This window comes from Actinomadura sp. 3N407 (genome assembly GCF_052245875.1).
In the GTDB taxonomy this organism is placed as follows: Bacteria; Actinomycetota; Actinomycetes; order Streptosporangiales; family Streptosporangiaceae; genus Spirillospora.
In genome coordinates this window covers 89,843-115,943 of sequence record NZ_JBQQBP010000009.1, presented here as the reverse complement: position 1 = coordinate 115,943, position 26,101 = coordinate 89,843, and the positions used below count along the sequence as shown (strand labels likewise).

Here is a 26,101-nt window from a genome sequence, read left to right as displayed (position 1 = left end):
CGCCATGCTGTGGATACTGTACCGGATCGTTGGTGCGGCTTGGGTGGGATAGTTTTTCTGGCGTGCTGCTCTCCGATCGCGACATCAGGGCCGAGCTCGAGTCTGGGCGGGTGAAGATCGACCCGTATGAGCCGGGGATGGTCCAGCCGTCCAGTGTGGACGTGCGGCTGGACCGGTGGTTCCGGGTGTTCGAGAACCACAAGTATCCGCACATCGATCCGGCTGTGGAGCAGCCGGATCTGACCCGGATGGTGGAGGTGGACGCCGAGGAGGCGTTCGTGCTGCATCCCGGGGAGTTCGTGCTGGCGTCTACGTACGAGGTGTTCGGGTTGCCGGACGATCTGGCGGCGAGGCTGGAGGGGAAGAGCTCCCTGGGGCGGCTGGGGTTGCTGACGCACTCGACGGCGGGGTGGATCGATCCGGGGTTCGCCGGGCATGTGACGCTGGAGCTGTCGAACGTGGCGACGCTGCCGATCAAGCTGTGGCCGGGGATGAAGATCGGGCAGATGTGCCTTTTCCGGACGAGTTCGCCGGCGGAGTACCCCTACGGGGCGAAGCGGTACGGGTCGCGGTACCAGGATCAGCGGGGACCGACGCCGTCGCGGTCGTACCTGAACTTCCACCGAACGAAGGTGTAGAACGTGCTCGATTCGTGACCCCAACGTGACGAAACGCACCAAAAGATGAAACATGTTCTCTGAACGGGTAGTTTCGGGCGACGCACTGGTTTGGCGTCTGGTTGACGATCTCATTGCATGAGGTCGTCACGTCCGGGCGCCTGGACGGATAAGGCGACCCGTTTCCGCGCCTCCCCCGGCCGTGGGAACCCGAAAGGAGATCGTGTCAGTACTCCGCGCGGAAAGCGTCACCAAACTCTTCGGCCGTAAGTCGGCCGAGGCACAACGGAAACTCAAGGCGGGCGCCGATCTGAAGGCGATCCGCGACCTCGGGGTCACACCGGCGGTGGTGGACGCCTCGTTCGAAGTCCGCGAGGGTGAGATCTTCGTGGTCATGGGCCTGTCGGGGTCCGGGAAGTCCACCCTCATCCGGATGCTGAACGGACTGCTCGGGGTCACCTCCGGGAGCGTCGAGATCGACGGCGAGGACATCGCGAAGATGCCGCCGAAGGCCCTGCGGGCGCTGCGGCAGAACAAGGTCAGCATGGTCTTCCAGCACTTCGCGCTCTTCCCTCACCGGACGGTTCTGGCGAATGCCGCCTACGGGCTCGAGGTCCGCGGCGTCCCGAAGGACGAACGAGAGAAGAAGGCTCGAGAGTTCCTGAGGCTGGTGGGCCTGGAAGGCTGGGAGGACAAGGTTCCCCGTCAGTTGTCGGGCGGCATGCAGCAGCGTGTGGGGCTCGCCCGCGCGCTCGCTGCGGAAACCGACATCATCCTGATGGACGAGGCGTTCAGCGCGCTGGACCCGCTGATCCGCCGGGAGGTCCAGGACCTGCTGCTGGATCTGCAAGGACAGTTCGGCAAGACGATCGTGTTCATCACCCACGATCTGAACGAGGCCATGCGCATCGGGGACCGCATCGCGGTGATGCGGGAGGGCCGGATCGTGCAGATCGGGACGGCCGAGGAGATCCTCACCGACCCGGCCAACGACTATGTCGCGCAGTTCGTGGCGGACGTGGACCGTACCAGGGTGCTGACGGCGTCCTCGGTCATGGAGAAACCGCTGGTCACGGTACTGTCGACGACGGGTCCGCGGACGGCGCTGCGCACGATGCGCGAGCACCAGACGTCGGCGGCGTTCGTGATCGGGCGGGACCGGAAGCTGATCGGCCGGGTCCGCGCCACGGTGATCGCGGACGCGGTGCAGGACAACGTCCAGAAGCTCGACGGGCTGATCGACCCGGAGGACCCGGAGCCCGTGGCGCCCGACACCCCCGTCGCGGACCTGTTCGTCCGGTGCGCCGAGAGCGACCTGCCGGTGCCGGTCGCGGACGAGGACGGGACGCTGATCGGCGTGATCCCACGGGTGACGCTGTTGACGGCACTCGGCGCGATCAACTCGAATGTGGACGAGGTCGTCGACGAGGAAGAGCCGGAACTGGCGCTGACGAAGGAGGGCAGTGGCGTTGACGACTGACGTGCGCGCGATCGAGCTGCCCCGGGCGCCGGTCGGCGAATGGTTCGACAGCCTGGTGAGCTGGTGCACCGACAACCTGGGGTGGCTGTTCGACGGGATCGGTTCGGCGATCGACGCATCGGTCGTGGGGCTGACGGACACGTTGACGGTCCTGCCGCCGCTGGCGCTGACGCTGGTGCTGGCCGTGCTGGCGCTGCTCGTGAGCGGCTGGAAGCTCAGCGTGTTCACGATCCTCGGCTTCGTGCTGATCGACAGCATGGAGCTGTGGGAGGCCTCGATGGACTCCCTGGCCCTGGTGATCGTGTCGGCGGTGGTGGCGACGGCGCTGTCGGTCCCGATCGGGATCGCGGCGGCCCGCAATGATGTGGTGAGCCGCATCGTCCGGCCGGTTCTCGACTTCATGCAGACGATGCCGGCGTTCGTCTACCTCATCCCGGCGATCTTCTTCTTCAGCATCGGGGCCGTCCCCGGCGTGGTCGCGACGGTGATCTTCTCGATGCCGCCGGGGGTGCGGCTGACCGAACTCGGGATCCGCGGCGTCGACCCGGAGATGGTCGAGGCGGGCGAGGCGTTCGGCACCCCGCCGAACCGGATCCTGACCCGCATCCAGATTCCGCTGGCGATGCCGTCGATCATGGCCGGCATCAACCAGCTGATCATGCTGTCGCTGTCGATGGTCGTCATCGCGGGCATGGTCGGCGCCGGCGGTCTCGGTGGCGAGGTGCTGGAGGGCATCAACCGGGTGGACGTCGCCAAGGGCTTCGAGGGCGGTATCGCCGTCGTCATCCTGGCGATCTACCTGGACCGCCTCACCGGTGCCCTCAGCCATGGCCCGAGCATGCTCCGCACGCTTTTCGCGCGCGGCAGGAACGGCCGCGGTACGGCCCACCGCGGTGCGGCGGCCCCGGAAGCCGCCACGGCGGCCGACCCGGCAGCCGAGAAGCAGCTTGTCGGCTGACGAATCCGCTCCCCCTATCTCTCACCTTGCAGGTCAACGAAAGGACGGGAATGCGCTTCAAGTTCAAGGGTCTGACCATCGCGGCGATGACGCTGACGCTGGGGTTGGGCACCGCCGCGTGCGGCGACTCCGATTCCGGCTCCGGCGGGGGAGAAACCGACAAGAGCATCACCATCGGCATGGTCGCGGGCTGGGCCGAGGGCGAGGCCGCGACGCAGCTCTGGAAGAGGCTGCTGACCGACAAGGGCTACGACGTCGAGGTCAAGACCCTCGACACCGGGCCCCTCTACGCCGGCATGGCCAAGGGTGATGTCGACCTCTTCCTCGACGCCTGGCTGCCCGGTACCCACGAGGACTACTGGAAGCAGTACGGCGACAAGCTGGAGAAGGTCAGCGCGTGGTACGACTCGGCGCCGCTGACCATCGCGGTGCCGGAGTCCTCGCCGCTGAAGTCGCTCGAGGACCTCAAGGGCAAGGGCGACCAGTACGGCGGCAAGATCGTCGGCATCGAGAAGAGCTCCGGCCTGTACCGGGTGTCGCAGGAGGAGATGCTCCCCGCGTACGGCCTGGAGGACGAGTACACGGTCGCGACGTCCTCGACGGCGGCGATGCTCACCGAGCTGAAGAAGGCCATCGACGCCAAGGAGGACATCGTCGTCACGCTGTGGCGGCCGCACTGGGCGTACTCGAAGTACCCCATCCGTGACCTGGAGGACCCGAAGGGCGCCATGGGCAAGCCCGACGGCATCTACACGGTCGCCCGCAAGGGCTTCAGCGAGGACCAGGCGGACGTCGCCAGCTGGCTCAAGAAGTTCAAGATGACCGACGAGCAGCTCGGGACTCTTGAGGACCTGATGGAGAACAAGTACAAGGGCAAGCCCGACCAGGCCGTGGACGAGTGGCTGAAGAACAACGCCTCGTTCGCGCAGTCCATGACGGGCTGACCGCCCGCCTTCCGGGACGTTCAGTCTCAAGGCGCCAGAGGGCCGTCCGGGGTTCCGGACGGTCCTCTGCCTTTCTACGGGGCGTCCCTGTCCGGACGCCGCAGAGCCGTGGCGGCGTCAGTGTGCGAGGCCGACGATGAACAGGACGGCCGCCAGCCCGAGCCCGGTGGTGCACAGCGTCATCACGCGCGGGTGGACGCTGTGGGCCTCCGGCAGGATCTCGGCGGCGGACAGGTAGAGCAGGACGCCGGCGAACAGCCCGAGGTACGGCCCGAGGACGGCGTCCGGTACCTGCGCCAGCGTGCCCAGCGCGGCGCCGGCGATCGGGGCGGCGGCGTCGGCGAGCAGCAGCAGGACGGCGGGGCGGCGGTCGCCGCGGTTCAGGGACGCGGCGGTGACGGTGTTGAACCCGTCCGCGAAGTCGTGCGCGACGACGGCGAGGGCCACGAAGAGCCCCACTTCGGTCCCGGACTGGAAGGCGAGGCCGATGCTGAGGCCGTCGACGAGGCTGTGCGCGACGAGCGCGGACGCGGCGAGCAGCCCCGCCGGGCCGGCGGCGTGCGCGTGGCCGTGGGCGTGCACGTGCGGGGCGTATTCGTGTTCGTGGGCGCGGTGGATCGCCACCGCCTGCTCCACGACGTGCAGCAGCAGGAACCCCGCCGCGAAGCCGATCATGGGTGCGGGGACGCCGAGCGGGCGGTGCCGCGTCATCTCCAGCGACTCGGGGATCAGGTCGAACGCGACGACGCCGAGCATCAGCCCGCCCGCCAGCCCGAGGACGAGGTGCCGGTTGTCGCGTACCCGCATCGCCGCGAGGCCCCCGATGAGCGTCATCAGGAACGCGGCCAGGGACACGAGAACGGCCATCCCTGGGTCTTACCAAGGTGACCCCTCCGCAATCCCTCCCGGCGCCCTGAAACGCCGCAGGGGCCCTTGTGGCGGGTACGCCGCCGTCCGCTCGCCGTGCGGGTTCGCGAGCGGACGGGCGGCTCACTCCATCTCGTCCGCGTCGACGACGGCGCCGGCGGGCGGCCGCCGGACGTCCACCGGCTGGTCGTAGGCGAGGTATTCCAGGCGGTTCTCCGGCCCGCCGTCCAGGCTCAGCACGTACGGCCGGCCTCGTGTCGCGATCTGGATCTGGTCCCCGGCGGCGCTGGTCAGCGCCACGGCCGGAACGCCTCCGGCCGTCCCGGTCTTGCCCCTCTCCCACTGCGGTACGGCCTTCAGGACCTCGTTGAGCAGGCTCGAACGGTCCGTGAAGGCCGCAAGCTGCTCGAAGTCCGCGTTGTCGGCGGTCGTCTTGAGGTACTTGCCGGTGAACAGCTGCACCGCGCCCTTCCCGCCGATCGACTTCCAGAACGCGTCATTGCCCTTGAGGTAGACGGTGTCGCCGATCCTGATGATCTCGACGCGTTCCTCGCCCTGCTTGAACCATCCGGTCGCCTTCGTCTTCCCGGCATAGCGGAAGTCGAGCGTGAACGGCCGGCTGCCCTCCTCGAGCCGCCCGCGCATCCGCAGGGACTTCGCCGACGCGGTGGCCTTGCGGGCCCGGTCAAGGATCTCCGCGGCCGCCAGCTTCTCGACCCCGTTGGAAGTGGCGGCGGACGAGCCCGTGGCGGGCGCCGTGGCCGTCTTCGCCGGCGCCGTGCCGGTCTCCTGGTTCGGGCCGCAGCCCATGGTGAGCGCGAGCACGAGCACGGCCGGTAGGCCCAGCGCGTGGCCGGCGCGTAGTCGGTGATGAGGCACCCCGAGTCCCCTCTCTCATCTTCTTCGGTGGCATCGGCATCGACCGATGCCCCTGGAAGGAGATTGCCGGGCGTCCGTGCGAGAACGGTGCGGAGGCACTGTCGATATGCTGCGCTCACTGCGCCGGGACTGCTGAAAGCCTGCCGTGGCGCCGAAACGGCGAGTGGAGGTGGTCACCCTGCCGGGCGAGACCTCATCACTGCGCTTCGAGATCCTGGGCCGGCCGGCCGCCTGGCGGGACGGCCGGGAGCTCGACCTCGGGCCGGGGAAACAGCGGGCCGTGCTCGCCGTGCTGCTGCTGACGCCCAACCGGCCGGTGCCGACCTCCTCGATCGTGGCGGCGGTGTGGGGCGACGAGCCACCCGACAACGGCACGAACGTCGTCCAGAAGTATGTGGCGGGTCTGCGTCGCGTGCTGGAGCCGGACCGTTCGCCTCGTGCTCCGGGGCGGCTGCTGACGTTGACCGGCGCGGGCTACGCGCTGTCCGTCCCGGAGGGAGGCTTGGACGCCGACCTCTTCCAGGACCGTGTGAAGGCGGCCCTGGCCGTGCGCGCCGCGGGCGATCCGGCTCGGGCCGCCGTCCGGTTGCGTGAAGCGTTGGCCCTGTGGCGCGGTACGGCCCTGGCCGGGCTGAACGGTCCGTTCTTCGACGCGGCCCGGGAGCGGCTCGACGAGGAGCGTGCGGCGGCGCTGGAGGCTTCCGCCGAGATGGGGCTGGAGCTGGGGGAGCACGCGCGGCTGGTGCCCGAGCTGATCCGGCTGGTCGCCGAGTTCCCGCTCCGGGAGGGGTTCCGCTCCCTGCTGATGCTGGCGCTGTACCGGTGCGGGAGGCAGGCGGAGGCCCTGGCCGCCTACCGGGACGCGCGCGAGTTCTTCACCGAGGAGTTCGGCGTCGAGCCGGGCGAGCGGCTTCAGAGCCTCCATGTGGGCATCCTGCGTTCCGATCCGGCCCTGGCGGCACCGCCCGCGCCCGCCGGGAGGAAGGGCGAGGCGGCGCCGGCGCCACGGCCCTCGCTGGAAAAGGAGGCGGCCGGCGCCCTTCCCGTGCGTCCCGGACGGGTCGCCGGGCCACGCCCCGACGCTCACGCGGTACCCCGGTTCGCTCCCCCCGACCCGCACGCCGCACCCTCGGCGGCCGGGTACGTCCCGGCGGCGGCGTTCCCTCACCCGATGGCCGCGCCCGCCGCGCGGCGTTTCCCGCGGCCGGTACGGGCCGTCCTGGTGATGCTGCCGCTGCTCACCTTCGGCGCCGCGACATGGGCTCTGGTCGCCTACTTCGCGGGACGCCGCCGGAGCCTGCCGCTCGCGGTGATGACGTCGGCCTACCTTGTGCTGACGGTCGTCTTCTTCGCCGGCGTCGAGGCCGCCGACGCGGAGCGGACGACATGGTGGGACCTGCCGATCATGGTCTCGCTGCTGGCCACGGTGTTCGGCGGCGCCGTTCATCTCGCCGTCCTCACGGCCGGGCCGCCGTCGTCCGGGCCCGCCGCGGTCAGCCTCCCGCTGATCGAGCGCAGGGTCCGCCGGGAGCAGGCTCGTTCCCTGGTGGCGCACTATCCGTCGATCGCCCGCCGGCTCCGCATCGGACGTCCCGACCTGCCCCGCAACTTCGATGACGGGGGCCTGGTCGACGTCAACACCGCGCCCGAGCATCTGCTCGCCTCGCTGCCGGGCCTGGAGCCGTACCACGCGAAGCTGATCGTGCTGGCCCGGACGGCGCAGGGCCCCCTCGCCTCCGTCGACGACCTCGTCGCCCGGGAGATCCTTCCGTCCTGGACGGTGCACGCCCTGCACGAGGTCCTCGTCGCCATCCCCCCGCCCACCGACACCGACACAGCCGCCGGCACGGGCATCGACACGGGCACGGAACGGGACACGGCGACCGGCGCCGCGCTGCCACCGGCGCCGCCCGTCCCGGGCACCTGAGACCGGCGACGAGAGGACCCCCGGCCGAGGCGGTGGCCGGGGGTCCTTCTGCCGTCCGGTGTGCGCTACTCCGCCGCCACGGGCTCCTTCTCCGGGGCGGTGCCTTCGCCCTTGATGGAGCGGATCAGGAGCTGGGAGACGTCGACGACTTCCAGGGACTCCTTGGCGTCGCCGGTGTTCTTCTTCTCGTTGATGGCGTCGCCCAGCATGACGAGGCAGAACGGGCAGGCGGTGGAGACGGTGTCGGGGTTGGTCTCCAGGGCCTCGTCCACGCGCTCGGTGTTGATGCGCTTGCCGATGCGCTCTTCCATCCACATCCGCGCGCCGCCGGCGCCGCAGCAGAAGCCGCGGTCCTTGTGGCGGTGCATCTCCTGCGTCTTGACGCCGGGGACGGTCGCCATGATGTCGCGCGGCTGCTTGTAGACCTTGTTGTGGCGGCCGAGGAAGCAGGGGTCGTGGTAGGTGATGTTCTCCTCGATCGGGGTGACCGGGGTGAGCTTGCCCTCCTCGACCAGGTGCGCGAGCAGCTGGGTGTGGTGGACGACCTCGTAGTTCCCGCCGATCTGCGGGTACTCGTTGGCCAGGGTGTTGAAGCAGTGCGGGCAGGTCGCGACGATCTTCTTGGCGCCCGCGTCGTTCAGCGTCTCGACGTTCTGCTGGGCGAGCATCTGGAAGACGAACTCCATGCCGAGGCGGCGGGCCGGGTCACCGGTGCACGCCTCCATGGGGCCGAGGACGGCGAACTTGACGCCCGCGATGTGCAGGAGTTCGGCGACGGCCTTGGTGGTCTTCTTGGCGCGGTCCTCCAGGGCGCCGGCGCAGCCGACCCAGAACAGGTACTCGGTGTCCTCGGAGAGCTTGTCGTCGGCGACCTCGACCTCGAAGTCCAGCTCCTCGATCCATTCGAGGCGCTTCATCTCGGACATGCCCCACGGGTTGCCCTTGTTCTCGAGGTTCTTCAGCATGACGCCGGCCTCGGACGGGAACGAGGACTCGATCATGACCTGGAAGCGGCGCATGTCCAGGATGTGGTCGATGTGCTCGATGTCGACCGGGCACTGCTCGACGCAGGCGCCGCAGTTGGTGCAGGACCACAGGACGTCGGGGTGGATGACGCCGTCGTCGGCGACGAGTTCCTTGTCCACCTGCATGGCGAGCTTCTGCTCGTCGGTGAACTTCTCCCGCTGTTCCTCTGAAGCGGTCAGGTAGGGCGCCTTGGCGAGCGCGTGGTCGCGCAGCTCCAGGACGAGCATCTTCGGCGACAGCGGCTTGCCGGTGTTCCAGGCGGGGCATTGCGACTGGCAGCGACCGCACTCGGTGCAGGTCGCCATGTCGAGGAAGCCCTTCCAGGTGAAGTCCTCGATCTTGCCGCGGCCGAAGACGTCCTCGTCGGGGTCGGCCTCTTCGAAGTCGAGCGGCTTGCCGTCCGACATCATCGGCTGCGCGGCGCCCAGGCCGTCGGGGCTGCGCTTGAACATGACGTTCAGCGGCGCCAGGAAGATGTGCAGGTGCTTGGAGTGGACGACGAAGACCAGGAAGACGAGCGCGACGCCGATGTGCAGAAGCAGTCCGGCCGATTCGAGGATTTCGAGGGTGTCGTCGCTCATGCCCTCGAACAGGTTGCCGGTCAGGTGGGAGAAGTAGGCGGCCCCGCCGTAGCCGAAGTTGTCGCGGGCGACCTCGACGCCCCGGAAGAAGAACATCGTCCAGATCACGTTGAAGATCATGAATAGCGTGATCCAGGCGCCGGACAGGTGCGAGCCCTTGAAACGGGACTGGCGGCCGATGCGCTTCGGCGAGTCCTTGACCCGGATCGCGGTGAAGGCGATCAGGCCGGCGAGGGCGGCCAGGGCGATGGTGTCCTGGACGAAGCCGATCGGACCCCAGGTCTGCAGGCCGGGGATGTGCGCGTCAAGCCCGAAGAGCAGTTGGACGGCCGCTTCCCCGTAGACGGTGGCGAGCAGGAAGAAGGCCCACATGACGGCGAAGTGCGCGGCCCCGGCCACGGTCCACTTCAGCAGCTTGCGCTGGCCGAAGACCTCGACGGCCTGGCCCTCGATGGCCTTCCTGGGCTCCCGCTTGACCTGCAGCGTCCGTTCGGGGTCGGGCTGGCCGATCTTGGCGATCTGGTACAGGAACAGCACCCGCCGACCGGCGAGCGCCAGAGCGACCGCCGTTCCGGCGAGCCCAATGACCAACGTGATCCAGAACACTGTTCCGTCCTCCTGGGGTACGGGCGATGGCAGTCAGCGTAGGGCTCGCGACAGACTGCTCTTCATCCGGGGCCCGAATACTACTCGGTAGTAGCTTATGCGTCACATTCGCAGGTCACCCACGCTACGGCCATCCGAGGCCATTCGCGCACCGTCCCGGCGTCACGCATCCCACACCTTATGGATTCCCCGCGGCGATGAGTATCGGGCGGTTCCCGAGTCCATAACACCGGACGGATACCGTCCAGCCGGTATCCCGTCCAGTGGTACACACCGGATTCTTCCGCGGAGGACCCGAAGGAGAACGCGAATGACCTCGATGCCCGACCTCACGCCCGCCGCGCGGCGCATGGCCGATCTGCTCGCGGGCGTCCGCGACTACCAGCTCACCGCGCCGACGCCGTGCGCGGACATGTCGCTCGCCACGCTCATCGACCACGTCAACGGCCTGACCCTGGCCTTCACGTGGGCGGCCACGAAGGACTTCCCGGACGGCGCGTCGCCGCCGCCGTCCGCCGACGCGTCCGGCCTGCCCCCGGACTGGCGCACCCGCATGCCCGAGCAGCTCGACGCGCTCGCCGCCGCCTGGCGCTCCCCCGGCGCCTGGCAGGGCATGACCCAGGCCGGCGGCCTCGACCTGCCCGGCGACGAGGCCGGCCATGTCGCGATGAACGAGCTGGTCGTGCACGGCTGGGACATCGCCCGCGCCAGCGGCCAGCCCTACGACGCCGGCGAGGGCGAGATCGGGGCCTGCCTCGCCTTCGTCGCGCCGGCCGTCGAGGAGAGCGGCGGCGAGGGCGTCGAGGGCCTCTTCGGCCCCGCCGTCGAAGTCCCCGGCGACGCACCCGCCGTGGACCGCCTCATTGCCCTCACCGGCCGCGACCCGTCCTGGACCGCCGAGGGCGGATGACCCGGCCGGTCTTCGAGCCGGCCGACGCGCCGGGACGCGGGTAACGGGAGCTTTTACCCGCGCCGCCTGGCTCCTGATCTCGCGTTTTGTGACGATTGTTGGAGAGGTTGCCTTTGTTGGGGCCGTCCGTCCTGGTCCCGGCATCGAAAAACAAGATCACTCCGCCATCGCATCCGCGGGCTCCCCCTGCCTCACCGGACCCCACGTTCGCCCAGACCGCGAGGATCGCCGTCGCGGCGTGGGAGATCGTCAGCGGCCGGTGCTCCGTGAGACGGCGGCCGGAGCGCGATCAGAGGGGGAAGACATGACCGACACCGCCGCAATACCGCAATGGCATGTCGTCGGCGACTGGTTCGACGTCTGCAAATGCACCATCCCGTGCCCGTGCACCTACGCGCAGCCCCCCACGTTCGGGGACTGTGACGGTGTGCTGGCCTGGCACATCCGCGAAGGGCGCTACGGGGACGTCGCACTCGACGGCCTCAACGTCGTGATGCTGGGCTCCTTCGTGGGGAACGCGTGGGGCGAGCACTCCGACGCCTACGCGGCCGTCTTCATGGACGAACGCGCCGACGAATCCCAGCGCGAAGCGCTCGGGAAGATCTTCGGCGGAGAGGCCGGGGGATGGCCCGCCCAGTTCGTGGAGATGTTCGGTCCCGAGATGAGGGGACTCGAATACTCGCCCATCACGTTCTCGGTCGACGAGGACCTCGCCACATGGAACGCGGAGGTCCCCGGCAAGGTCGTGGCGAGCGCCGAGGCGCTCACCGGTCCCACGGCACCCGAGGGGGCACGGGTACAGACGATCAATCCCCCCGGTTCCGAAACCGGTCCGGGGCAGGTCGCCACCTGGGGCCGCGCACTCGTCGACCGGGCCGACGCCTACGGGTTCGGCTGGGACTGGGAAGGCCGCTCCAGCAAGCACATCCCGTTCGATTGGACCGGACCCGGGTGAGGGCGACGGCGCCGGCGCGGACGCGTCAGCGGGAACCCGGCTCCCGGCCCGCGCCCCACGAGATGGTGTTCGTCGGGGTCCTCATCGCCATCTCCGCGATCGCGTGGCTGGCCGTCCACCACCTCGCCACGCCGGACATGCGCGCCGGGATCCTGACCGGCTCCGCCCGCCCCGACGGCGGGGGCGGGATGCCGGCGATGCGGATGGACCACTCCATGAGCGCGGGGCTGTTCCTCGGCACCTGGTTCGTGATGATGGCGGCGATGATGCTACCCGCCGTGACACCGGTGATCGTGCGGATCGACCGGCTCCTGCGCCGGCGGGGCAGGACGCGCACGACGGCGTACATGCTGGCGGCCGGTTACCTGGTCGTGTGGGCGGCGGCGGGGGTGGCGGCGTACGGCCTGTTCATGGCCTTCCAGTCGACGGTGGCGGCAGGTGACTCGCCGGCCGCCGTGCGCGCGGGCGCCGTGGTGCTGCTGCTCGCGGGCGCCTACCAGCTCACTCCGCTGAAGCGGGCATGCCTGCGTCAGTGCCGTTCACCGCTCGCCGTCGTCGTCCGCCATGGAGAGAGGATCACGGCGAGCCCCTCGGGCGCGCTGCTCGTCGGCGTCCACCACGGGGCCTTCTGCCTGGGATGCTGCTGGGCGCTGATGGCCGTGCTGCTCGCCGCCGGAATGATGAGCCTCGTCTGGATGGGGATCATCGCCGCGGTGGTCCTCGTGGAGAAGGTCTGGCGGTACGGGGAACTGGTGAGCCGGCCGCTGGGCGCCGCGATGATCGCCCTCGGCCTCGTCCTGGTCGCCGTCCCCGACCTCGCGCCCGCCCTGACCTAGACCCTTTCGAAGACCGCGGCGAGGCCCTGGCCGCCGCCGATGCACATCGTCTCCAGGCCGTAGCGGGCCTCGCGGCGGTGCATCTCGCGGGAGAGGGTCGCGAGGATGCGGGCGCCGGTGGCGCCGACGGGGTGGCCGAGGGAGATGCCGGAGCCGTTGACGTTGACGCGGTCCCAGTCGGCGTCCTTGAGGCCCCACTCGCGGGTGACGGCGAGGACCTGCGCGGCGAACGCCTCGTTCAGCTCGATGAGGTCGACGTCGGCGAGGGCGAGCCCCGCCCGGTCCAGCGCCTTCGCGGTGGCGGGGACCGGACCGATGCCCATCGTGCGGGGCGGCACCCCGGCGCGGGCCCACGCCACGAGCCGGACGAGCGGACGCAGCCCCAGCTCGGCGGCGCGTTCGGGGGTGGTGACGACGCAGGCGGCGGCCGCGTCGTTCTGCCCGCTGGCGTTGCCGGCGGTGACGGTGGCCTGGTCGTCGGACCTGCCGAGGACGGGACGCAGCTTCGCCAGCCCCTCGACCGTCGTGCCGGGACGCGGGTGCTCGTCGGTGTCGACGACCGTGTCGCCCTTACGCGACCGGACGGTCACCGGGACGATCTCCTCGGCGAACACCCCCGACTCCTGGGCGGCCACGGCGCGCTGGTGCGAACGCACGGACAGCTCGTCCTGCTCCTCGCGCCCGATGCCGTACTCGCGCCGCAGGTTCTCCGCGGTCTCCAGCATCCCGCCGGGAACCGGGTGGTTGACGCCGCCGGCGGTGACGCGGCCCTGGGCGAGCGCGTCGTGCAGTTCGAGGGACGGGCCGCTGACGCCCCAGCGCGCCTGCGTCGTGTAGAACGGCGCGCCGCTCATGCTCTCCGCCCCGCCCGCGATGATCACGTCGCTGACGCCGAGCTGGATCTGCATGGCGGCGTCCAGGACGGCCTGGAGCCCCGATCCGCAGCGCCGGTCGATCTGGGTGCCGCCGACCTCGATGGGGAGTCCGGCGTCGAGCGCGGCGACGCGTCCGATGGCGGGGGCGTCGGCGGTGGGGTAGCAGTGGCCGAGGACGACCTCGTCGACCGCGTTGCCGGGCAGGCCGGTGCGCTCGGCGAGCGCGCGGATGACGGTGGCGGCGAGCTCGACGGGCGGGACCGTCTTCAGCACCCCGCCGAACCGGCCGATCGGGGTCCGCAGAGGCTCGCAGATGACCGCTTCACGCATGTTCGCTCCTCAACTCGGGGTGCCGGCGGCGCACCCTCGAAGGTTACGACTCGGGTTCGGACCGGGTGTCGCCGGGCTTCCGTCCAGCGGAGGGGAGATTGCGTGACGTGAGGTGGATCGCGCTCGGGGTAGCACCCGGCGTGGAGCGTCCCGCCCCGGGGCGCGACCGCCCATCAGGATCTTGGAGGACCGATGGCGAAGCTGCCGATGAAGATGCTCAAGACGTTGATCGCCGCGGTACTGGCTCTCACACCGGCGTCGGTCCCGGCCGCGGTCGCGGTGGCCGGGGTGCTGGGCGCCACCGCCGCGGTGACGGCCGGCTGCGGCGGCGGCGGTGGCGACGAGGACGGCGGCGGCGAAGACGGCGGTGACGAGGACGGCGGCGGGAACGACCGGGAGAACGAGAACGACGGCGGCAACGAAGACGACTGACGGTGAGCGGCCCCGGCGCCGTGGGCCCCTGCGACGCCCCTACTATCCTGCCGACGGACTCGGGAGGCGGCGTGGTGGAGCAGCAGTGGGCGCGGGACGTGCGGACGATCCGGGTGATCGGCGCCGGGGCGATGGGGCGCGGCATCGCGCAGTTCGCGGCGGCCGGCGGGCTGACGGTGGAGCTGGCCGACGTCCGGGCGGAGGCCGTGGTCGACGCGGTCGAGTACGTCTCCGGGATGTTCGACAAGCTCGTCGGCAAGGGACGGATGGCCGCGGACGAGGCGGAGGCCGCCAAGGGACGGCTGCGTCCGGTGGGTGAGCCGCTCACGCCGTTCCAGGAGTGCGATCTCGTCATCGAGGCGGTGCGCGAGGACCTGGAGACGAAGCGGGAACTGTTCTCGGCTCTTGAGAAGGTGTGTCCCGAGCACACGATCCTGGTCACCAACACCAGTTCGCTGCCGGTGACGGCGATCGGGGCCGCGCTCAACGACCCGTCCAGGATCGCGGGCCTTCATTTCTTCAACCCGGTGCCGCTGATGCGGTTGGTCGAGGTGATCCCGGGCGCGCGGACGGCCGAGTGGATTCCGGGCGCGCTGGCCGAACTCGTCAGGCGCCTCGGCCACGAACCGGTGCTCGCGCCAGATGCGCCTGGCTTCCTCGTCAACCACGCGGGGCGCGGCCTGGTGACGGAGGCTCTGCAGATCCTCTCCGAAGGTGCCGCCGAGCCCGCGGACATCGACCGCATCGCGCGGGACGTCCTCGGCCTGAAGATGGGGCCCTGCGAGCTGCTCGACCTCACAGGGATGGACGTGTCGCACCCGGTGATGGAGTCCATCTGGACGGGGTTCTACACCGAGCCGCGGTTCCGTCCGTCCAGGATCGGGCGGGCCCGGCTGGAGGCGGGCCTGTTCGGACGCAAGACGGGCGAAGGCTTCTACAAGTACGTGGACGGGGCCAAGCAGGAGCCGCCCGAGGTCACGGCACCGGCCGTGGGGGCTCGACCTGTCTGGGTGCACGGCGACGTCCGTGAAGAGCTGGGGGCGCTGCTTTCAACGGCCGGAGTCGACGTCGAGGCGGAGGACGAGCCGTCCAGCCAAGCCGTCGTGCTCGTCGCGCCGTTCGGGCGGAGCACGATCGACATGGCCCATGCCGAGGGCCTTCCCCTGGAGCGCACCTTGGGTATTGACCCGTTCGGTGGGTTCTTCACCCGTCTCACCGTGGCCGTGCACCCGGGCGTCGACGAGGAGACCGGTCGCGCCGGTCTCGCGGCCCTCGCCACTACGGGACGATCCGTCACCGTCGTCCGGGACGCCCCCGCGCCCGTCGCTCAGCGGCTTGTCGCGTCCATCGTGAATGTGGGCTGCGGGATCGCGGAGCAGAGGCTCGCCCGTCCCGAGGACATCGACACCGCCGTCCGGCTCGGGCTCGGCTACCCGCGCGGTCCGCTGGAGTGGGGGGAGGACGCCGGGGCCGGCCGCGTCCTGGAGATCCTGCGCGGCCTGCACACCTCCACCGGCGACCCGCGCTACCGTCCGAGCGCCTGGCTGGCCGAACGTGTGGCGCTCGGCCTCCCGCTGACCGAGACCGGCACCGTCCCGTCCGACCTCACGTCCTGACGGGCTCGCGGCGCAGGCCCCCCGCCCGGTCGCGGACGAGGGCCTGCCGGGATGGGAGCCCGGTCAGAAGGGAAGCTTCGCCGGCGGCTTCGGCCTGCCGTCGGTCCATTTCGCCGAGCGGACGGTCTGGTGCTCGATGACGAAGCCCGGCTTCATCTCGGCGAACTCGCCGCCGGGCCTGGTCAGCTGCTCCTGCCGGGACAGCAGCGCGCCCGTGCGCTCATCGAAGACGATCACAGGGCGGGAGCGCCATGTTCCCCTGCGGGCCTTCGGCCCGTCGGTGATCGTCGTGGCGCGGTCGCCGGCGGCCAGGGCGACGCCCGGCCGGCCCAGCGGATCGGTGACGCGGCCGATCGGCCGGACGCCCTCCTGGGCGGCCAGCGCGCGCATCAGGCCCGCCCGGACCTTCGGCGGGAGCGGGGTGTTCATCAGCAGAGACGCCGCTCTCATGATCTTGCGGTACGGCGTGGCCCGCCGGGAGGCCGGGCCCATTGCCGACGTGTCCGGCGGGAGGCCGGCGCCCCCCCGCCCGCCCTTCCGGCTGAGGAACATGTCGGCGAGCTCGTTCGGATCGGTCGGCAGGTTCTGCAGATCCTCCGCCGACCTGCCGCCCGCGAAATCGCCGCCGCCGCTCGCGTCGTGGCCGACCTCCGGCCCCTCCGACCGCCACGGCCCCGCCTTGGTGACGAAGACGAGGTCGCGGCCGTCGGACGGGACGCGGAAACTCGTCGGCGACCCGGCCTCGCGCCACAGTTCCATGTCCCGCGCGGTCTGCGGGCGGGCGGGCAGATCGCGCTGGAAGTACGCCGCGCCCATCCCCGACCTCGCGCCGTGCCAGCTGAACGACTCACTGTGCGAAACGGTGATCGCGTAGGTCCCGGTCTCGGCGCGCACGACGGCCGCCCGGCCGCTGACGACGTCGGTGTACCAGTACTCGCCGGCCGGCTGCGCCTCGGCCTTCTCCGCCGCCGCCAGCACCGCCTGCCTGCCCAGGTCGACACTGGCGGGAGTGCCCGGAGACGACGGGGAGCCGGGGCCGGAGCCGACGGCCGCGATCGCGACGGCGGCCGCGGCACCGGCGGCGAGGGCGCCCACCCCGAACGCCGCCCAGCGGACGGGACGGCGCCCCCGCGCCCGTCCCGCGGCGAGCGCCGTCTCCGGGGCCGCCCGGAGCGCCCGCTCCAGGTCCCGTTCCCGGCGCGCGCGGGCGGCGGCCGGGTCCGCCGAGGGGTCGAGCTCCTCAGGCCGTGCCGCCGACAGCGCCTTCATCACGTCATGCTTCATCGGACTGCTTTCCTCTTGGGAGTGATCTGGGACGGGCCGCGCGCGGACACGTCGAGGTCCGGCGCCCGTGACTGCGCGGTCAACGCGCGCTCCAACCGCCGCCGTGCGCGGTGCAGCCGCACGTAGAACGAGGCCTTCGAGCACCCGACGACCTTCGCCGCCTCGTCCGGTGACAGCGCATGCCAGGCGACCAGCGTCAGCAGCTCGCGGTCGCCGTCGGACAGGTCCGCCAGCGCGCGCAGCATCCCGGCGCGCTCGGCCACCGCCTCCGCGACGTCGCCGGCGGGCGGCTGCCCGGCCGCCCAGGTCCGCAGCTCGCGGGCCAGCGCGTCCCGCCGTTCCCGCACCCGGTACGACTCGCGCAGCAGGTTGCGCGCGATGCCGAACAACCAGGGCAGCGGCTCGTCCGGCAGGTCGCGGATGCGCCGCCACGCGACGCAGAACGCCTCACTCGTGATCTCTTCGGCGGCCTGCACGCCGACCCGGCTCACGACATAGGCGTGGACGCGCGGATGGTGCGCGTCGTAGACCGCCGTGAACCGGGCGATGTCTTCGGGGTCCGGCAAGGTCTGAGCCCTCCGTCTGGGGGTTTGGTCACCTGGGTAGTGATCCGGACTCGCCGCTTCTTACCGAAGCATCCGAAGTGCCTGGAAAGGAACGGCCGGTCTCCGTCCGCGGAAGGACGGAGACCGGCCGGTGCGGGACCCGGACGCGGGTCCGGGCCTGCGGGTCAGCGCAGTCGGAAGGGCTGTTCCGCCGGAGGTGAGGGCTTGGTGTTCGTCCAGCCGGAGCTGCGGAAGACCTCGTAGTTGATGACGAAGCCGGGCTTCTGCGTCCAGTAGAGGCCACCGGGGTCGGTCAGCTCCCTATGCCGGGACATGAGCGCGCCGCTGCGCTTGTCGAAGACGATCACGATGCGGGATTGGTAGGTTCCCTGCTCGCTCTTCGGCGTGCCGAACTCGCCGTCGTCAGTGGTGGGGAGGGAATGGCCGGCCAGCGCGACACCCTGGCGGCCCATCGGGTCGGTGACCTGGCCGATCGCGTGGACGCCCGGCTGGGCGGCCAGCGCCCGAATCAGACCGGCCCGGACCTTCGGCGGCGTCGGGCCGCCCAGGAGCGCCCCCACTTTCTGGATCTGGAGGTTGGGCAGCACCCGCGGGTCGATGCCCGCGGACCGCAGCTTCTCCCACTCAGCTCCCCCATCAAGGAACATCTTGGTGAGCTCGGCCGGGTCGGTGGGCAGGTTCTGCAGCTCCTGGGCCGACTTGCCCAGGGCGAACCTCCCGGCGCCCAGTGGGTCCGGGCCTGTGCCCGGCACGTCCGACCGCCACTTCGTCGGCTCGGTGGTGAAGGTGAGGTGCTTGTCGCCCGACCAGACGCGGAAACTCGACGGCGACCCGTCCTTGCGCCACAGCTCCTCGTCCCGTGCGGTCAGCGGGCGGGCCGGGAGGTCGCGGTCGTAGTACATCCCGCCCATGCCGGGCTTCACGCCGTGCCAGCCGAACAGTTCGCTGTGCGCACCGACGATCGCGTACGCGGCGCCGGACTTCGACCGCACGACATAGGACTGGCCGCTGATGACGTCGGAGTGCCAGTACTTGCCGGCCGGCTGCGCCTCGGCCTTCTCCGCCGCCGCCAGCACGGCCCGCCTGCCCAGGTCAACGCCGGACGCCGGCGGCCCGGGGGACGCCGGTGAGCCGGAGCCGACCGTCGCGATCGCGACGGCGGCCGCGGCACCGGCGGCGAGGGCGCCCATCCCGACCTTGAACCGCCACCCGGAGAAGAGCCGCCGGCGCGGCGGGTCGTCGAGCATCCGTGCGCGGGCCTCGGTCATCTCCTGCATCGTCGGCGGCGCGGGCTCCCCGTACGCCTCGCGGACCGTCCGCAGCTCATCCATGATCCTTCTCCATTTCGTGCATCGGATTGGTCCCGCCGAGCGCCTCGCGCACCTTCCTCCTGGCCCGGCTCAGCCGCGACCCGACCGTCCCGTACGGGATGTCCAGCGCGGCGGCCACCTCCTTGTGGCTGAGGTCGGCGAGCGCGACGAGCAGCAGCACGTCCCGGTCCCCGGCCGGCAGCCCGGCGATCGCCCCGGCGAGCCGTCCCCGCAGCCCTTCGGCGCTGACCCGGGCGTCCACCCGGTCCGCGTGCCCGGCCGTGTCCCGGACGGGCTCCAGGCGGGCGCGGGCCCGCAGCCCCCGGACCTCGCTGCGCCGGTGCTTGCCGATGACGTTCGTCGCGATCCCGTACAGCCAGGTGCGCACGCCCGCGCGGGACGGGTCGTAGCGGCGGCGGCCGCGGAACGCCTCAAGGAACGTCTGGGAGGCGATGTCGGACGCCGCGTCGGGGCCGAGCCGTCTGGCGGCGTACCCGTGGATCTCCGGGAAGTAGGCATCGAAGATCTCGCCGAACCTCTCGGGATCGTCCAGGGACATCCGCAGGGCGACCGAATCGTCGGCCCGCCCCGTGCCCCCGTTTCGGGGCGGGTCCGCAGTGAGGGGGTCCCCTGTCATTTCGTGCCTTTCCATGGCGCGGACGGCGGTCGCCTACGTATCACCCGCACCCGCGGTCCTCTTTCACGACCCGTTCCGCCTTCACGCGCGAAGGCCCTCCGCCCTGGACGGCAGGCGGAGGGCCTCGGCGCTTCGGGCGGCGCTACCGGATCCGGTACGCGCGGATGATCCGCTGGTCGATGCCGTTGCCTCCAGCATCCTCGGCGCTGACGCGCAGGGACACGGCCTGGCCCTTGACCGGGGCCGGCAGCGGGGCGCTGAACCTGCCGTCGCCCAGCGACTTCACCCTGACGGACTCCCATGTTCCGCCGTCGTCGACGGACGTCCAGAAGCGGAGCCGGACGTTGCGGGCCTCACCCGTGCCGGCGACGCGTGCGACGGTCAGCACGGCGGGTTCGCCCGTCGGCTGGTTGCGCAGGTCAAGGTTGAGGTCGTAGTCGACGATCAGTAGCGGGACGCGGACGCTCTCATGGTCGCGCGGCGCGCGGGAACCGAACGTCCAGGACGTCGAGGTACGGACCGACACCGGCAGGAGGGTGGACGCGTCGTTCTCGTACGTCAGCCGGAACCGGGACCGGCGGGCGGGGATCGTGAAGTCGCCCGACGAACCGTGCGTCTCGCCGAGTTTCCGGCCGCCCGCATGCAGCGCGAGCGTGCCGGGCACATCGAGGAGTTCGCAGTCGAAGCCGTCCGGCCGGGTCTGGAAATCGACGAGTTCGACGTGCAGATTCCGGCTCGTCCGGGCGGTGGGGGCGGGGGCGCAGGAACTGAACGAGACACCGGTACCGGAGTACGGGCCGGGACGCAGCGGCTGCCGTCCCCAGGTGTGCTCGACCCGCTGGCCGGGCCGCAGTTCGTGGTAGGTGCCCTGGTCGACCCAGTAGTCGCCGGCGACGGCCGCGGGGAACGCCTCGTCCATCCAGAGCATGCCCTCACCGGTCGACACGTGGTCGGTGCGGGTCGTGGCGGACGGCTCCGCGGTGGACCCCTCGAAGATCAGCAGGCCCTCGGGCGAGGTCCCGTAGCGCTTCTCCAGGATTCCCTGGCTCGTGTCGCCGTCGAACGCCGCGAACCGCTGGTGGACGTGCGCCATCCGTTTCTGTTCGGCGGCGGTGACGACGTGCGCCGGATCGGCGGGGATGTGGTCGCCGAGCGGATGCAGCACGTCGTAGACGGTGCCGGGCGCGGTCAGCCGATGGCTGGTGTACGCACGGAATCTCCCGGTCTCGGCGCCGTCCATCGGCTGGACGTACACGGGCGCGATGGCGGGATTGGCGGAGTACGCGGTGAGCGACCACATGCCCTGCTCCATCGTGCGGACGACGGACGCGGCGCTCATCGTCGCCTCGGCCGGGGTGCCCTCGACGCTCGCCCCGACCCGGACGGCCGCCGCGCCGTCGAGCGTCACGGTCATGTCGCGCTCGACGAGCACTTCGGGGTCGCCGGTGAGGGCGGAACGCCAGACGTCGCCGAAGTCGTCCACGCCGCCGAGCACCGCGTAGCGGCCCTCGGGCACGCGAAGCTCGGCCGTGCCGTCCGAGACGCCGACCGACTCCGAGTACAGCGCGATGTCGTTCAGGTTCATGACCTGGGCGTAGGCGATGAAGTTCGCGGGGTCGGTGCCGGGCAGCGGGGATGCTTTGAGCGTGAGCGTGTGCGATGGGGGTTCGACGTAGAACGTGACGGGCGTTTCGAGGGTCGCGCCACCGCCCTTCGCCGTCACCACAGCCGTGTACAGGCCGGGCCGGTCGGCGAGTCTGGACGCGTCGACGGTCAGCGGGCTCGCGGCGGTGCCGCCCGCCGGGACGGTCACCCGGGACGGGACGGTCGCGACTCCGTCGGTCGTGCGCCCGTCCCGGTCGGTGACCTCGACGCTCAGCGTCAGGCGGACGGGGTGGCGAACCCGGGACGTCCAGCCGAGCTTGGTGGACAACTCGCCGTGCTCGGGATACGTGGACACCCCGAGGTCGACGACGCCCCGGGCGGTGACGACGGGTTCGCGTGCGGCCTCGCCCACGTCGACCCGTCCGCCGCCGCGCTCGTAGACGTCTCCGCCGGTCACGGGGTCGGCGGTGCCGACGAGGGCGGCCTTGAGACGGTCGGGTCGCCACCCGGCGTGTTTCGCGGCGAGCGCCGCGGCGGCGCCCGCGACGTGCGGGGTGGCCATCGAGGTGCCCGACAGCCTCGTGTAGTGGGGCCCGATCGGGGTGCCGAGGGCGGTCCCCCCGGCGCGGGCGGCGACGATCTCGACGCCCGGCGCGACGATCTCCGGCTTGGCGACGTGCCCGCGCGGGCCCCGGCTGGAGAAGCCGGCCAGCCGGTCGTCCGCGCCGACCGCGCCGACGGTGAGCGCGGAATCCGCCGTTCCCGGTGAACCGACCGACCCGATCTCGCCCGCGTTGCCCGCGGCGACGACGAACAGGGTGCCGTGCTCGCGGGTCAGCTCGTTCAACGCCCGCGACAGCGGGTCGGTGCCGTCGGACGGCGGGCCGCCGAGGCTCATGTTGACGACGTCGGCGCGCGGCGCGGCCCACTCCATTCCGGCGATCACGCTGGAATCGGTGCCGAAACCGTCGTCGCCCAGGACCTTGCCGTTCAGCAGTTCGGCACCGAAGGCGACGCCCTTGCGCTCGCCGCGCGACGCGGCGCCCGTGCCGCCGGCGATCGCCGCGACGTGTGTGCCATGCCCCAGCCGGTCGGCGGTGCCGGCCGAGTCCGAGAAGTTCTTCGACGCGACGACACGTCCTTCGAGGTCGGGGTGCCCGGCGTCCACACCGGTGTCCAGGACGGCGATCCTGGCGCCGCGCCCGGTGAACCCGGCCCGCCACGCCTTCGGCGCGCCGATCCGCCGGAGGTTCCGGTCGAGCCTCCCGGTCGCGGGCGCGGCGGCCGTCCGGTCCGGGGCCAGGGCGCTGGGCGCCGTGGCAAGGGATGCCGTGACCCTGCGGTCCAGCCAGATGTGCCGGACGCCGCCGGTGGCCTTGGCGGACGGCCCGGCCATGCCGGCGAGTGCGGCGCCGAGCCGCCCGGCGTTCTTCTTCGGCTGCCGCACCGCGACCGCCTCGATGCTCGCCAGCTCCCGGGTGGTGGACGGCGTCCCCCCGAGCGCGGTGATCGCGTTCGCGCCCTCGCTCCGCTGGACGATCAGCGGCAGGTGGTCGCTGTGCGCGTCGTCGTACTTCTGCGCGACCAGGTTCGTGACGTCGAACAAGCCGGGATCGATGACCTCGCCGACCAGCCGCCGCATGTCCAGCGGGATCACGATCACATGCCCGTCCGGCCGGATCTCCTTGCGGAACCCGCGGCTCTTCCGCCCGGGCGCCGGGGTGACGGAGACGAGCGGCGGCCGCCCCTCGACCCTCCGCACCGTGACCACGTCCCCGGTCAGCAACGTCACTTTCCACGTGCGCCCGGGGGCGGTCTCGTCCGGGGGCGGCGGACCGGCGTGCGCGGTCTGCGGCACCGCCAACATCGCCGCCACCGCCAGCATCGCCGCGGCCAGCACGCGACTCCTGTGTCTGCGCGTCATCGAGCCTCCCTTTGCCTGCGTCGCCCCCGAACCCTTGATCCACATTTCCTTCCAAGATCCTCGTTATTACAAGATCACGACGATCACGATTGCGTGCCGGCCCTTCCGGTTCGTGCACCCTTCCTGAGGACGACCGGGTCGGGGGCCGCTCTCCTCCGTGAGGCCGATCTCTCGTTGCGGGAGGCCGATTCCGGGAACCGGAATACGGCGCTCAGACGTCCTGTTAAGAGAACGTCAGCAAAGTTGAGTCCGGACGACTCAAGTCATTTGACAAGGTGAGACCGTCCGGGCAACCTTGCGGACAGCAACCCAACCGGCCGCACCCCGGGGGCGACCGGGGAGCGATAACACCGGAAACGACGGAGGACGAGAACATGGCACGTGCGGTCGGCATCGACCTCGGGACGACCAACTCGGTCGTCGCGATTCTGGAGGGCGGCGAGCCCACCGTCATCGCGAACGCGGAGGGGTCGCGGACCACACCGTCCGTCGTCGCGTTCGCCAAGAACGGCGAGGTCCTGGTCGGAGAGGTCGCCAAGCGCCAGGCGGTGACCAACGTGGACCGGACGATCCGTTCGGTCAAGCGCGAGATGGGCACCGACTGGAACACCAAGATCGACGACAAGGACTTCAACCCCCAGCAGATCAGCGCGTTCGTGCTGCAGAAGCTGAAGCGGGACGCCGAGTCCTACCTGGGCGAGACCGTCACCGACGCGGTCGTCACGGTTCCCGCCTACTTCTCCGACCACCAGCGGCAGGCCACCAAGGAGGCCGGCCAGATCGCGGGCCTGAACGTCCTGCGCATCATCAACGAGCCGACCTCGGCCGCGCTGGCGTACCACCTGGAGAAGGAGAACGAGGCCACCATCCTGGTCTTCGACCTGGGCGGCGGCACGTTCGACGTGTCCCTGCTGGAGGTCGGCGACGGGGTCGTCGAGGTCAAGGCCACCAGCGGCGACAACCACCTGGGCGGCGACGACTGGGACAACAAGATCGTCGACTGGCTGGTCGAGAAGTTCAAGAACGCCAACGGCGTCGACCTGGGCAAGGACAAGATGGCCCTCCAGCGGCTGCGCGAGGCCGCGGAGAAGGCGAAGATCGAACTGTCCGGCTCGTCCGAGACGCAGATCAACCTGCCCTACATCACCGCGTCGGCCGAGGGCCCGCTGCACCTGGACGAGAAGCTCACCCGGGCCGAGTTCCAGCGGATGACCTCCGACCTGCTCGACCGGACCAAGGCGCCGTTCCAGTCGGTGCTGAAGGACGCGGGCATCACCGTCGACGGCATCGACCAGGTCGTCATGGTCGGCGGCTCGACCCGGATGCCCGCGGTGTCTGACCTGGTCAAGGAGCTGACCGGCGGCAAGGAGCCGAACAAGGGCGTCAACCCCGACGAGGTCGTCGCGATCGGCGCCAGCCTCCAGGCCGGCGTGCTCAAGGGCGAGGTCAAGGACGTCCTGCTGCTGGACGTGACCCCGCTGAGCCTCGGCATCGAGACCAAGGGCGGCATCTTCACCAAGATCATCGAGCGGAACACCACGATCCCGACCAAGCGGTCGGAGACGTTCACCACCGCCGACGACAACCAGCCGTCAGTGGAGATCCAGGTCTACCAGGGCGAGCGCGAGATCGCCGCGTACAACAAGAAGCTCGGCACCTTCCAGCTCACCGGTCTGCCGCCGGCGCCGCGCGGCGTCCCGCAGATCGAGGTCACCTTCGACATCGACGCCAACGGCATCGTGAACGTCAGCGCGAAGGACCAGGGCACCGGCCGCGAGCAGTCGATGGTCATCACCGGAGGCAGCGCGCTGCCGAAGGAGGACATCGAGAAGATGATGCGCGACGCCGAGGACTACGCCGAGGAGGACCGCAAGCGCCGCGAGGAGGCCGAGGTCCGCAACCAGGCCGACACCCTCGCGTACTCGACCGAGAAGTTCCTGCGGGAGAACGACGAGAAGGTCCCCGAGGAGCTGAAGACCGAGGTGAGCGACGCGGTCGCCGAGGTGAAGAAGGCCCTGGAGGGCACCGACGTCGACGCGATCAAGGGCAGCGCCGAGAAGCTGGCGCAGGTCAGCCAGAAGATGGGCGCGGCCATGTACGCGCAGAACCCGGAGGGCGCGCAGCAGCCGGGCGGCGAGGACGCCGGCCCGACGGCCGACGCCCAGGGCGGCGACCAGCAGCAGGACGACGAGGTCGTCGACGCCGAGATCGTCGACGAGGACAAGCCGAAGGGTGATGCATCGTGACGTCCTCTCCCGGAGAGGGCGAGGAGAAGGAGGGCCCGGTGATCCGCGACAAGCGGCGCATCGATCCCGAGACGGGGAAGGTCCGGGGGACCGGTGAGTCCGGCGCGCAGGCGGCGTCGCCGTCCGCCCCGGAGGCCCCGGCCGACGGGGGCGCCGAGGTCACCGGCGAGGAGCTCTCCTCGCTGAAGACCCAGCTGGCGGAGCGTCTCGCAGACCTCCAGCGGCTCAAGGCCGAATACGACAACTACCGCAGGCGCGTCGAGCGCGACCGGGTCGCGGTCCGCGAGCAGGCCGTCGGGCAGGTCCTGGCCGAACTGCTCCCGATACTGGACGACATCGGGCGTGCCCGTGACCACGACGAGCTCACCGGCGGCTTCAAGTCCGTCGCGGAGAGCCTGGAGGCGGTCACCGGCAAGCTCGGCCTGGTGCGGTACGGCGAGAAGGGCGAGCCTTTCGACCCGACCGTGCACGAGGCGCTCATGCACTCGCTCTCACCGGACGTGACCGAGACGAGCGTCGTGGACGTCCTCCAGCCGGGCTACCGCATCGGCGAGCGGATCCTGCGGGCCGCGCGCGTCGCGGTGGCCGATCCCGACCCCGACGGCGCCGCCGGAGAGCCCAGCGACGAGGCGGGTGACGACGGCGAGTGATCCCCGGCCCGGCGCCGAGGGATCTGGGGGTTCGTCCCCC

20 protein-coding genes and 1 pseudogene are annotated in these 26,101 nt (G+C 70.9%); 12 read left to right on the top strand and 9 right to left on the bottom strand.

What is annotated here, in order from left to right:
* Positions 1-62 precede the first annotated feature (62 nt).
* The 4 genes and pseudogenes from dcd (at position 63) to ACTWPP_RS23240 (ending at position 3,999) form a co-directional block, all read left to right on the top strand.
* Complete coding sequence (gene dcd, locus ACTWPP_RS23255; protein WP_443106445.1) at positions 63-638, top strand: dCTP deaminase; 576 nt, start codon at positions 63-65, stop codon at positions 636-638.
* 202 nt (positions 639-840) lie between these two features.
* Positions 841-2,097, top strand: a complete 1,257-nt coding sequence (locus ACTWPP_RS23250; protein WP_443106444.1) for a quaternary amine ABC transporter ATP-binding protein — start codon at positions 841-843, stop codon at positions 2,095-2,097.
* 142 nt (positions 2,098-2,239) lie between these two features.
* Positions 2,240-2,923: pseudogene (locus tag ACTWPP_RS23245) on the top strand (ABC transporter permease); the annotation flags it as partial.
* 182 nt (positions 2,924-3,105) lie between these two features.
* Positions 3,106-3,999, top strand: coding sequence for a glycine betaine ABC transporter substrate-binding protein (locus tag ACTWPP_RS23240; protein WP_443106443.1), 894 nt, complete (start codon positions 3,106-3,108; stop codon positions 3,997-3,999).
* Positions 4,000-4,116: 117 nt separating this feature from the next.
* On the opposite strand, the gene ACTWPP_RS23235 is transcribed toward ACTWPP_RS23240, so the two are convergent.
* Both ACTWPP_RS23235 and ACTWPP_RS23230 read right to left on the bottom strand, forming a co-directional pair.
* Positions 4,117-4,866: a ZIP family metal transporter gene (locus ACTWPP_RS23235; RefSeq protein ID WP_443106442.1), complete on the bottom strand. Its 750-nt coding sequence runs from the start codon at positions 4,864-4,866 to the stop codon at positions 4,117-4,119.
* A gap of 123 nt (positions 4,867-4,989) precedes the next feature.
* Entirely contained in the window at positions 4,990-5,745 is a 756-nt protein-coding gene (locus ACTWPP_RS23230) for a hypothetical protein (protein ID WP_443106441.1), read from the bottom strand.
* 163 nt (positions 5,746-5,908) lie between these two features.
* Between ACTWPP_RS23230 and ACTWPP_RS23225 the strand changes: the two genes are divergently transcribed.
* Complete coding sequence (locus ACTWPP_RS23225) at positions 5,909-7,672, top strand: BTAD domain-containing putative transcriptional regulator (RefSeq protein WP_443106440.1); 1,764 nt, start codon at positions 5,909-5,911, stop codon at positions 7,670-7,672.
* A 65-nt stretch (positions 7,673-7,737) separates the two neighbouring features.
* Here the strand turns inward: ACTWPP_RS23225 and ACTWPP_RS23220 are convergent, their stop codons facing one another.
* Entirely contained in the window at positions 7,738-9,885 is a 2,148-nt protein-coding gene (locus ACTWPP_RS23220) for a (Fe-S)-binding protein (RefSeq protein WP_443106439.1), read from the bottom strand.
* A 310-nt stretch (positions 9,886-10,195) separates the two neighbouring features.
* Between ACTWPP_RS23220 and ACTWPP_RS23215 the strand changes: the two genes are divergently transcribed.
* From ACTWPP_RS23215 to ACTWPP_RS23205, 3 genes are all read left to right on the top strand, one after another.
* Positions 10,196-10,795 (top strand): TIGR03086 family metal-binding protein, encoded by a 600-nt coding sequence (locus tag ACTWPP_RS23215; protein ID WP_443106438.1) that lies wholly within the window; start codon positions 10,196-10,198, stop codon positions 10,793-10,795.
* 304 nt (positions 10,796-11,099) lie between these two features.
* Positions 11,100-11,750, top strand: coding sequence for a DUF1326 domain-containing protein (locus tag ACTWPP_RS23210; protein WP_443106437.1), 651 nt, complete (start codon positions 11,100-11,102; stop codon positions 11,748-11,750).
* Positions 11,747-12,586, top strand: coding sequence for a DUF2182 domain-containing protein (locus ACTWPP_RS23205; RefSeq protein WP_443106436.1), 840 nt, complete (start codon positions 11,747-11,749; stop codon positions 12,584-12,586). Before ACTWPP_RS23210 ends, ACTWPP_RS23205 begins: the two co-directional genes overlap by 4 nt.
* Here the strand turns inward: ACTWPP_RS23205 and ACTWPP_RS23200 are convergent.
* Positions 12,583-13,791 (bottom strand): acetyl-CoA C-acetyltransferase, encoded by a 1,209-nt coding sequence (locus tag ACTWPP_RS23200; protein WP_443106435.1) that lies wholly within the window; start codon positions 13,789-13,791, stop codon positions 12,583-12,585. The two genes, ACTWPP_RS23205 and ACTWPP_RS23200, sit on opposite strands and share 4 nt — an antisense overlap.
* A 192-nt stretch (positions 13,792-13,983) precedes the next feature.
* On the opposite strand from ACTWPP_RS23200, the gene ACTWPP_RS23195 reads away from it, so the two are divergent.
* Together ACTWPP_RS23195 and ACTWPP_RS23190 are read left to right on the top strand one after the other, a co-directional pair.
* Positions 13,984-14,223 carry a hypothetical protein gene (locus tag ACTWPP_RS23195; protein ID WP_443106434.1) on the top strand — a complete coding sequence of 80 codons (240 nt, stop codon included), beginning with the start codon at positions 13,984-13,986 and terminating at the stop codon, positions 14,221-14,223.
* Positions 14,224-14,294: 71 nt separating this feature from the next.
* Entirely contained in the window at positions 14,295-15,839 is a 1,545-nt protein-coding gene (locus ACTWPP_RS23190; protein WP_443106433.1) for a 3-hydroxyacyl-CoA dehydrogenase, read from the top strand.
* Between the two features lie 63 nt (positions 15,840-15,902).
* Here ACTWPP_RS23190 and ACTWPP_RS23185 read toward each other — a convergent pair whose 3' ends face one another.
* The 5 genes from ACTWPP_RS23185 to ACTWPP_RS23165 all read right to left on the bottom strand — a co-directional run bounded on the left by ACTWPP_RS23185 (position 15,903) and on the right by ACTWPP_RS23165 (position 23,165).
* Positions 15,903-17,123: a CU044_5270 family protein gene (locus ACTWPP_RS23185; RefSeq protein WP_443106432.1), complete on the bottom strand. Its 1,221-nt coding sequence runs from the start codon at positions 17,121-17,123 to the stop codon at positions 15,903-15,905.
* Positions 17,120-17,689 (bottom strand): RNA polymerase sigma factor, encoded by a 570-nt coding sequence (locus tag ACTWPP_RS23180; RefSeq protein WP_443106431.1) that lies wholly within the window; start codon positions 17,687-17,689, stop codon positions 17,120-17,122. The genes ACTWPP_RS23185 and ACTWPP_RS23180 overlap by 4 nt, the downstream gene beginning before the upstream one ends.
* Before the next feature lie 164 nt (positions 17,690-17,853).
* A complete protein-coding gene (locus ACTWPP_RS23175; RefSeq protein WP_443106430.1) occupies positions 17,854-19,020 on the bottom strand; it encodes a CU044_5270 family protein in 1,167 nt (388 codons plus the stop codon).
* Entirely contained in the window at positions 19,013-19,636 is a 624-nt protein-coding gene (locus tag ACTWPP_RS23170; RefSeq protein WP_443106429.1) for an RNA polymerase sigma factor, read from the bottom strand. Before ACTWPP_RS23170 ends, ACTWPP_RS23175 begins: the two co-directional genes overlap by 8 nt.
* Positions 19,637-19,778: 142 nt before the next feature.
* A complete protein-coding gene (locus ACTWPP_RS23165; RefSeq protein WP_443106428.1) occupies positions 19,779-23,165 on the bottom strand; it encodes a S8 family peptidase in 3,387 nt (1,128 codons plus the stop codon).
* Positions 23,166-23,539: 374 nt separating this feature from the next.
* On the opposite strand from ACTWPP_RS23165, the gene dnaK reads away from it, so the two are divergent.
* Together dnaK and grpE are read left to right on the top strand one after the other, a co-directional pair.
* The gene (gene dnaK / locus ACTWPP_RS23160) at positions 23,540-25,411 is read left to right on the top strand and encodes a molecular chaperone DnaK (protein WP_443106427.1); all 1,872 of its coding nucleotides are present in this window, start codon (positions 23,540-23,542) and stop codon (positions 25,409-25,411) included.
* Entirely contained in the window at positions 25,405-26,061 is a 657-nt protein-coding gene (grpE, locus tag ACTWPP_RS23155) for a nucleotide exchange factor GrpE (protein ID WP_443106694.1), read from the top strand. Before dnaK ends, grpE begins: the two co-directional genes overlap by 7 nt.
* Positions 26,062-26,101 lie beyond the last annotated feature (40 nt).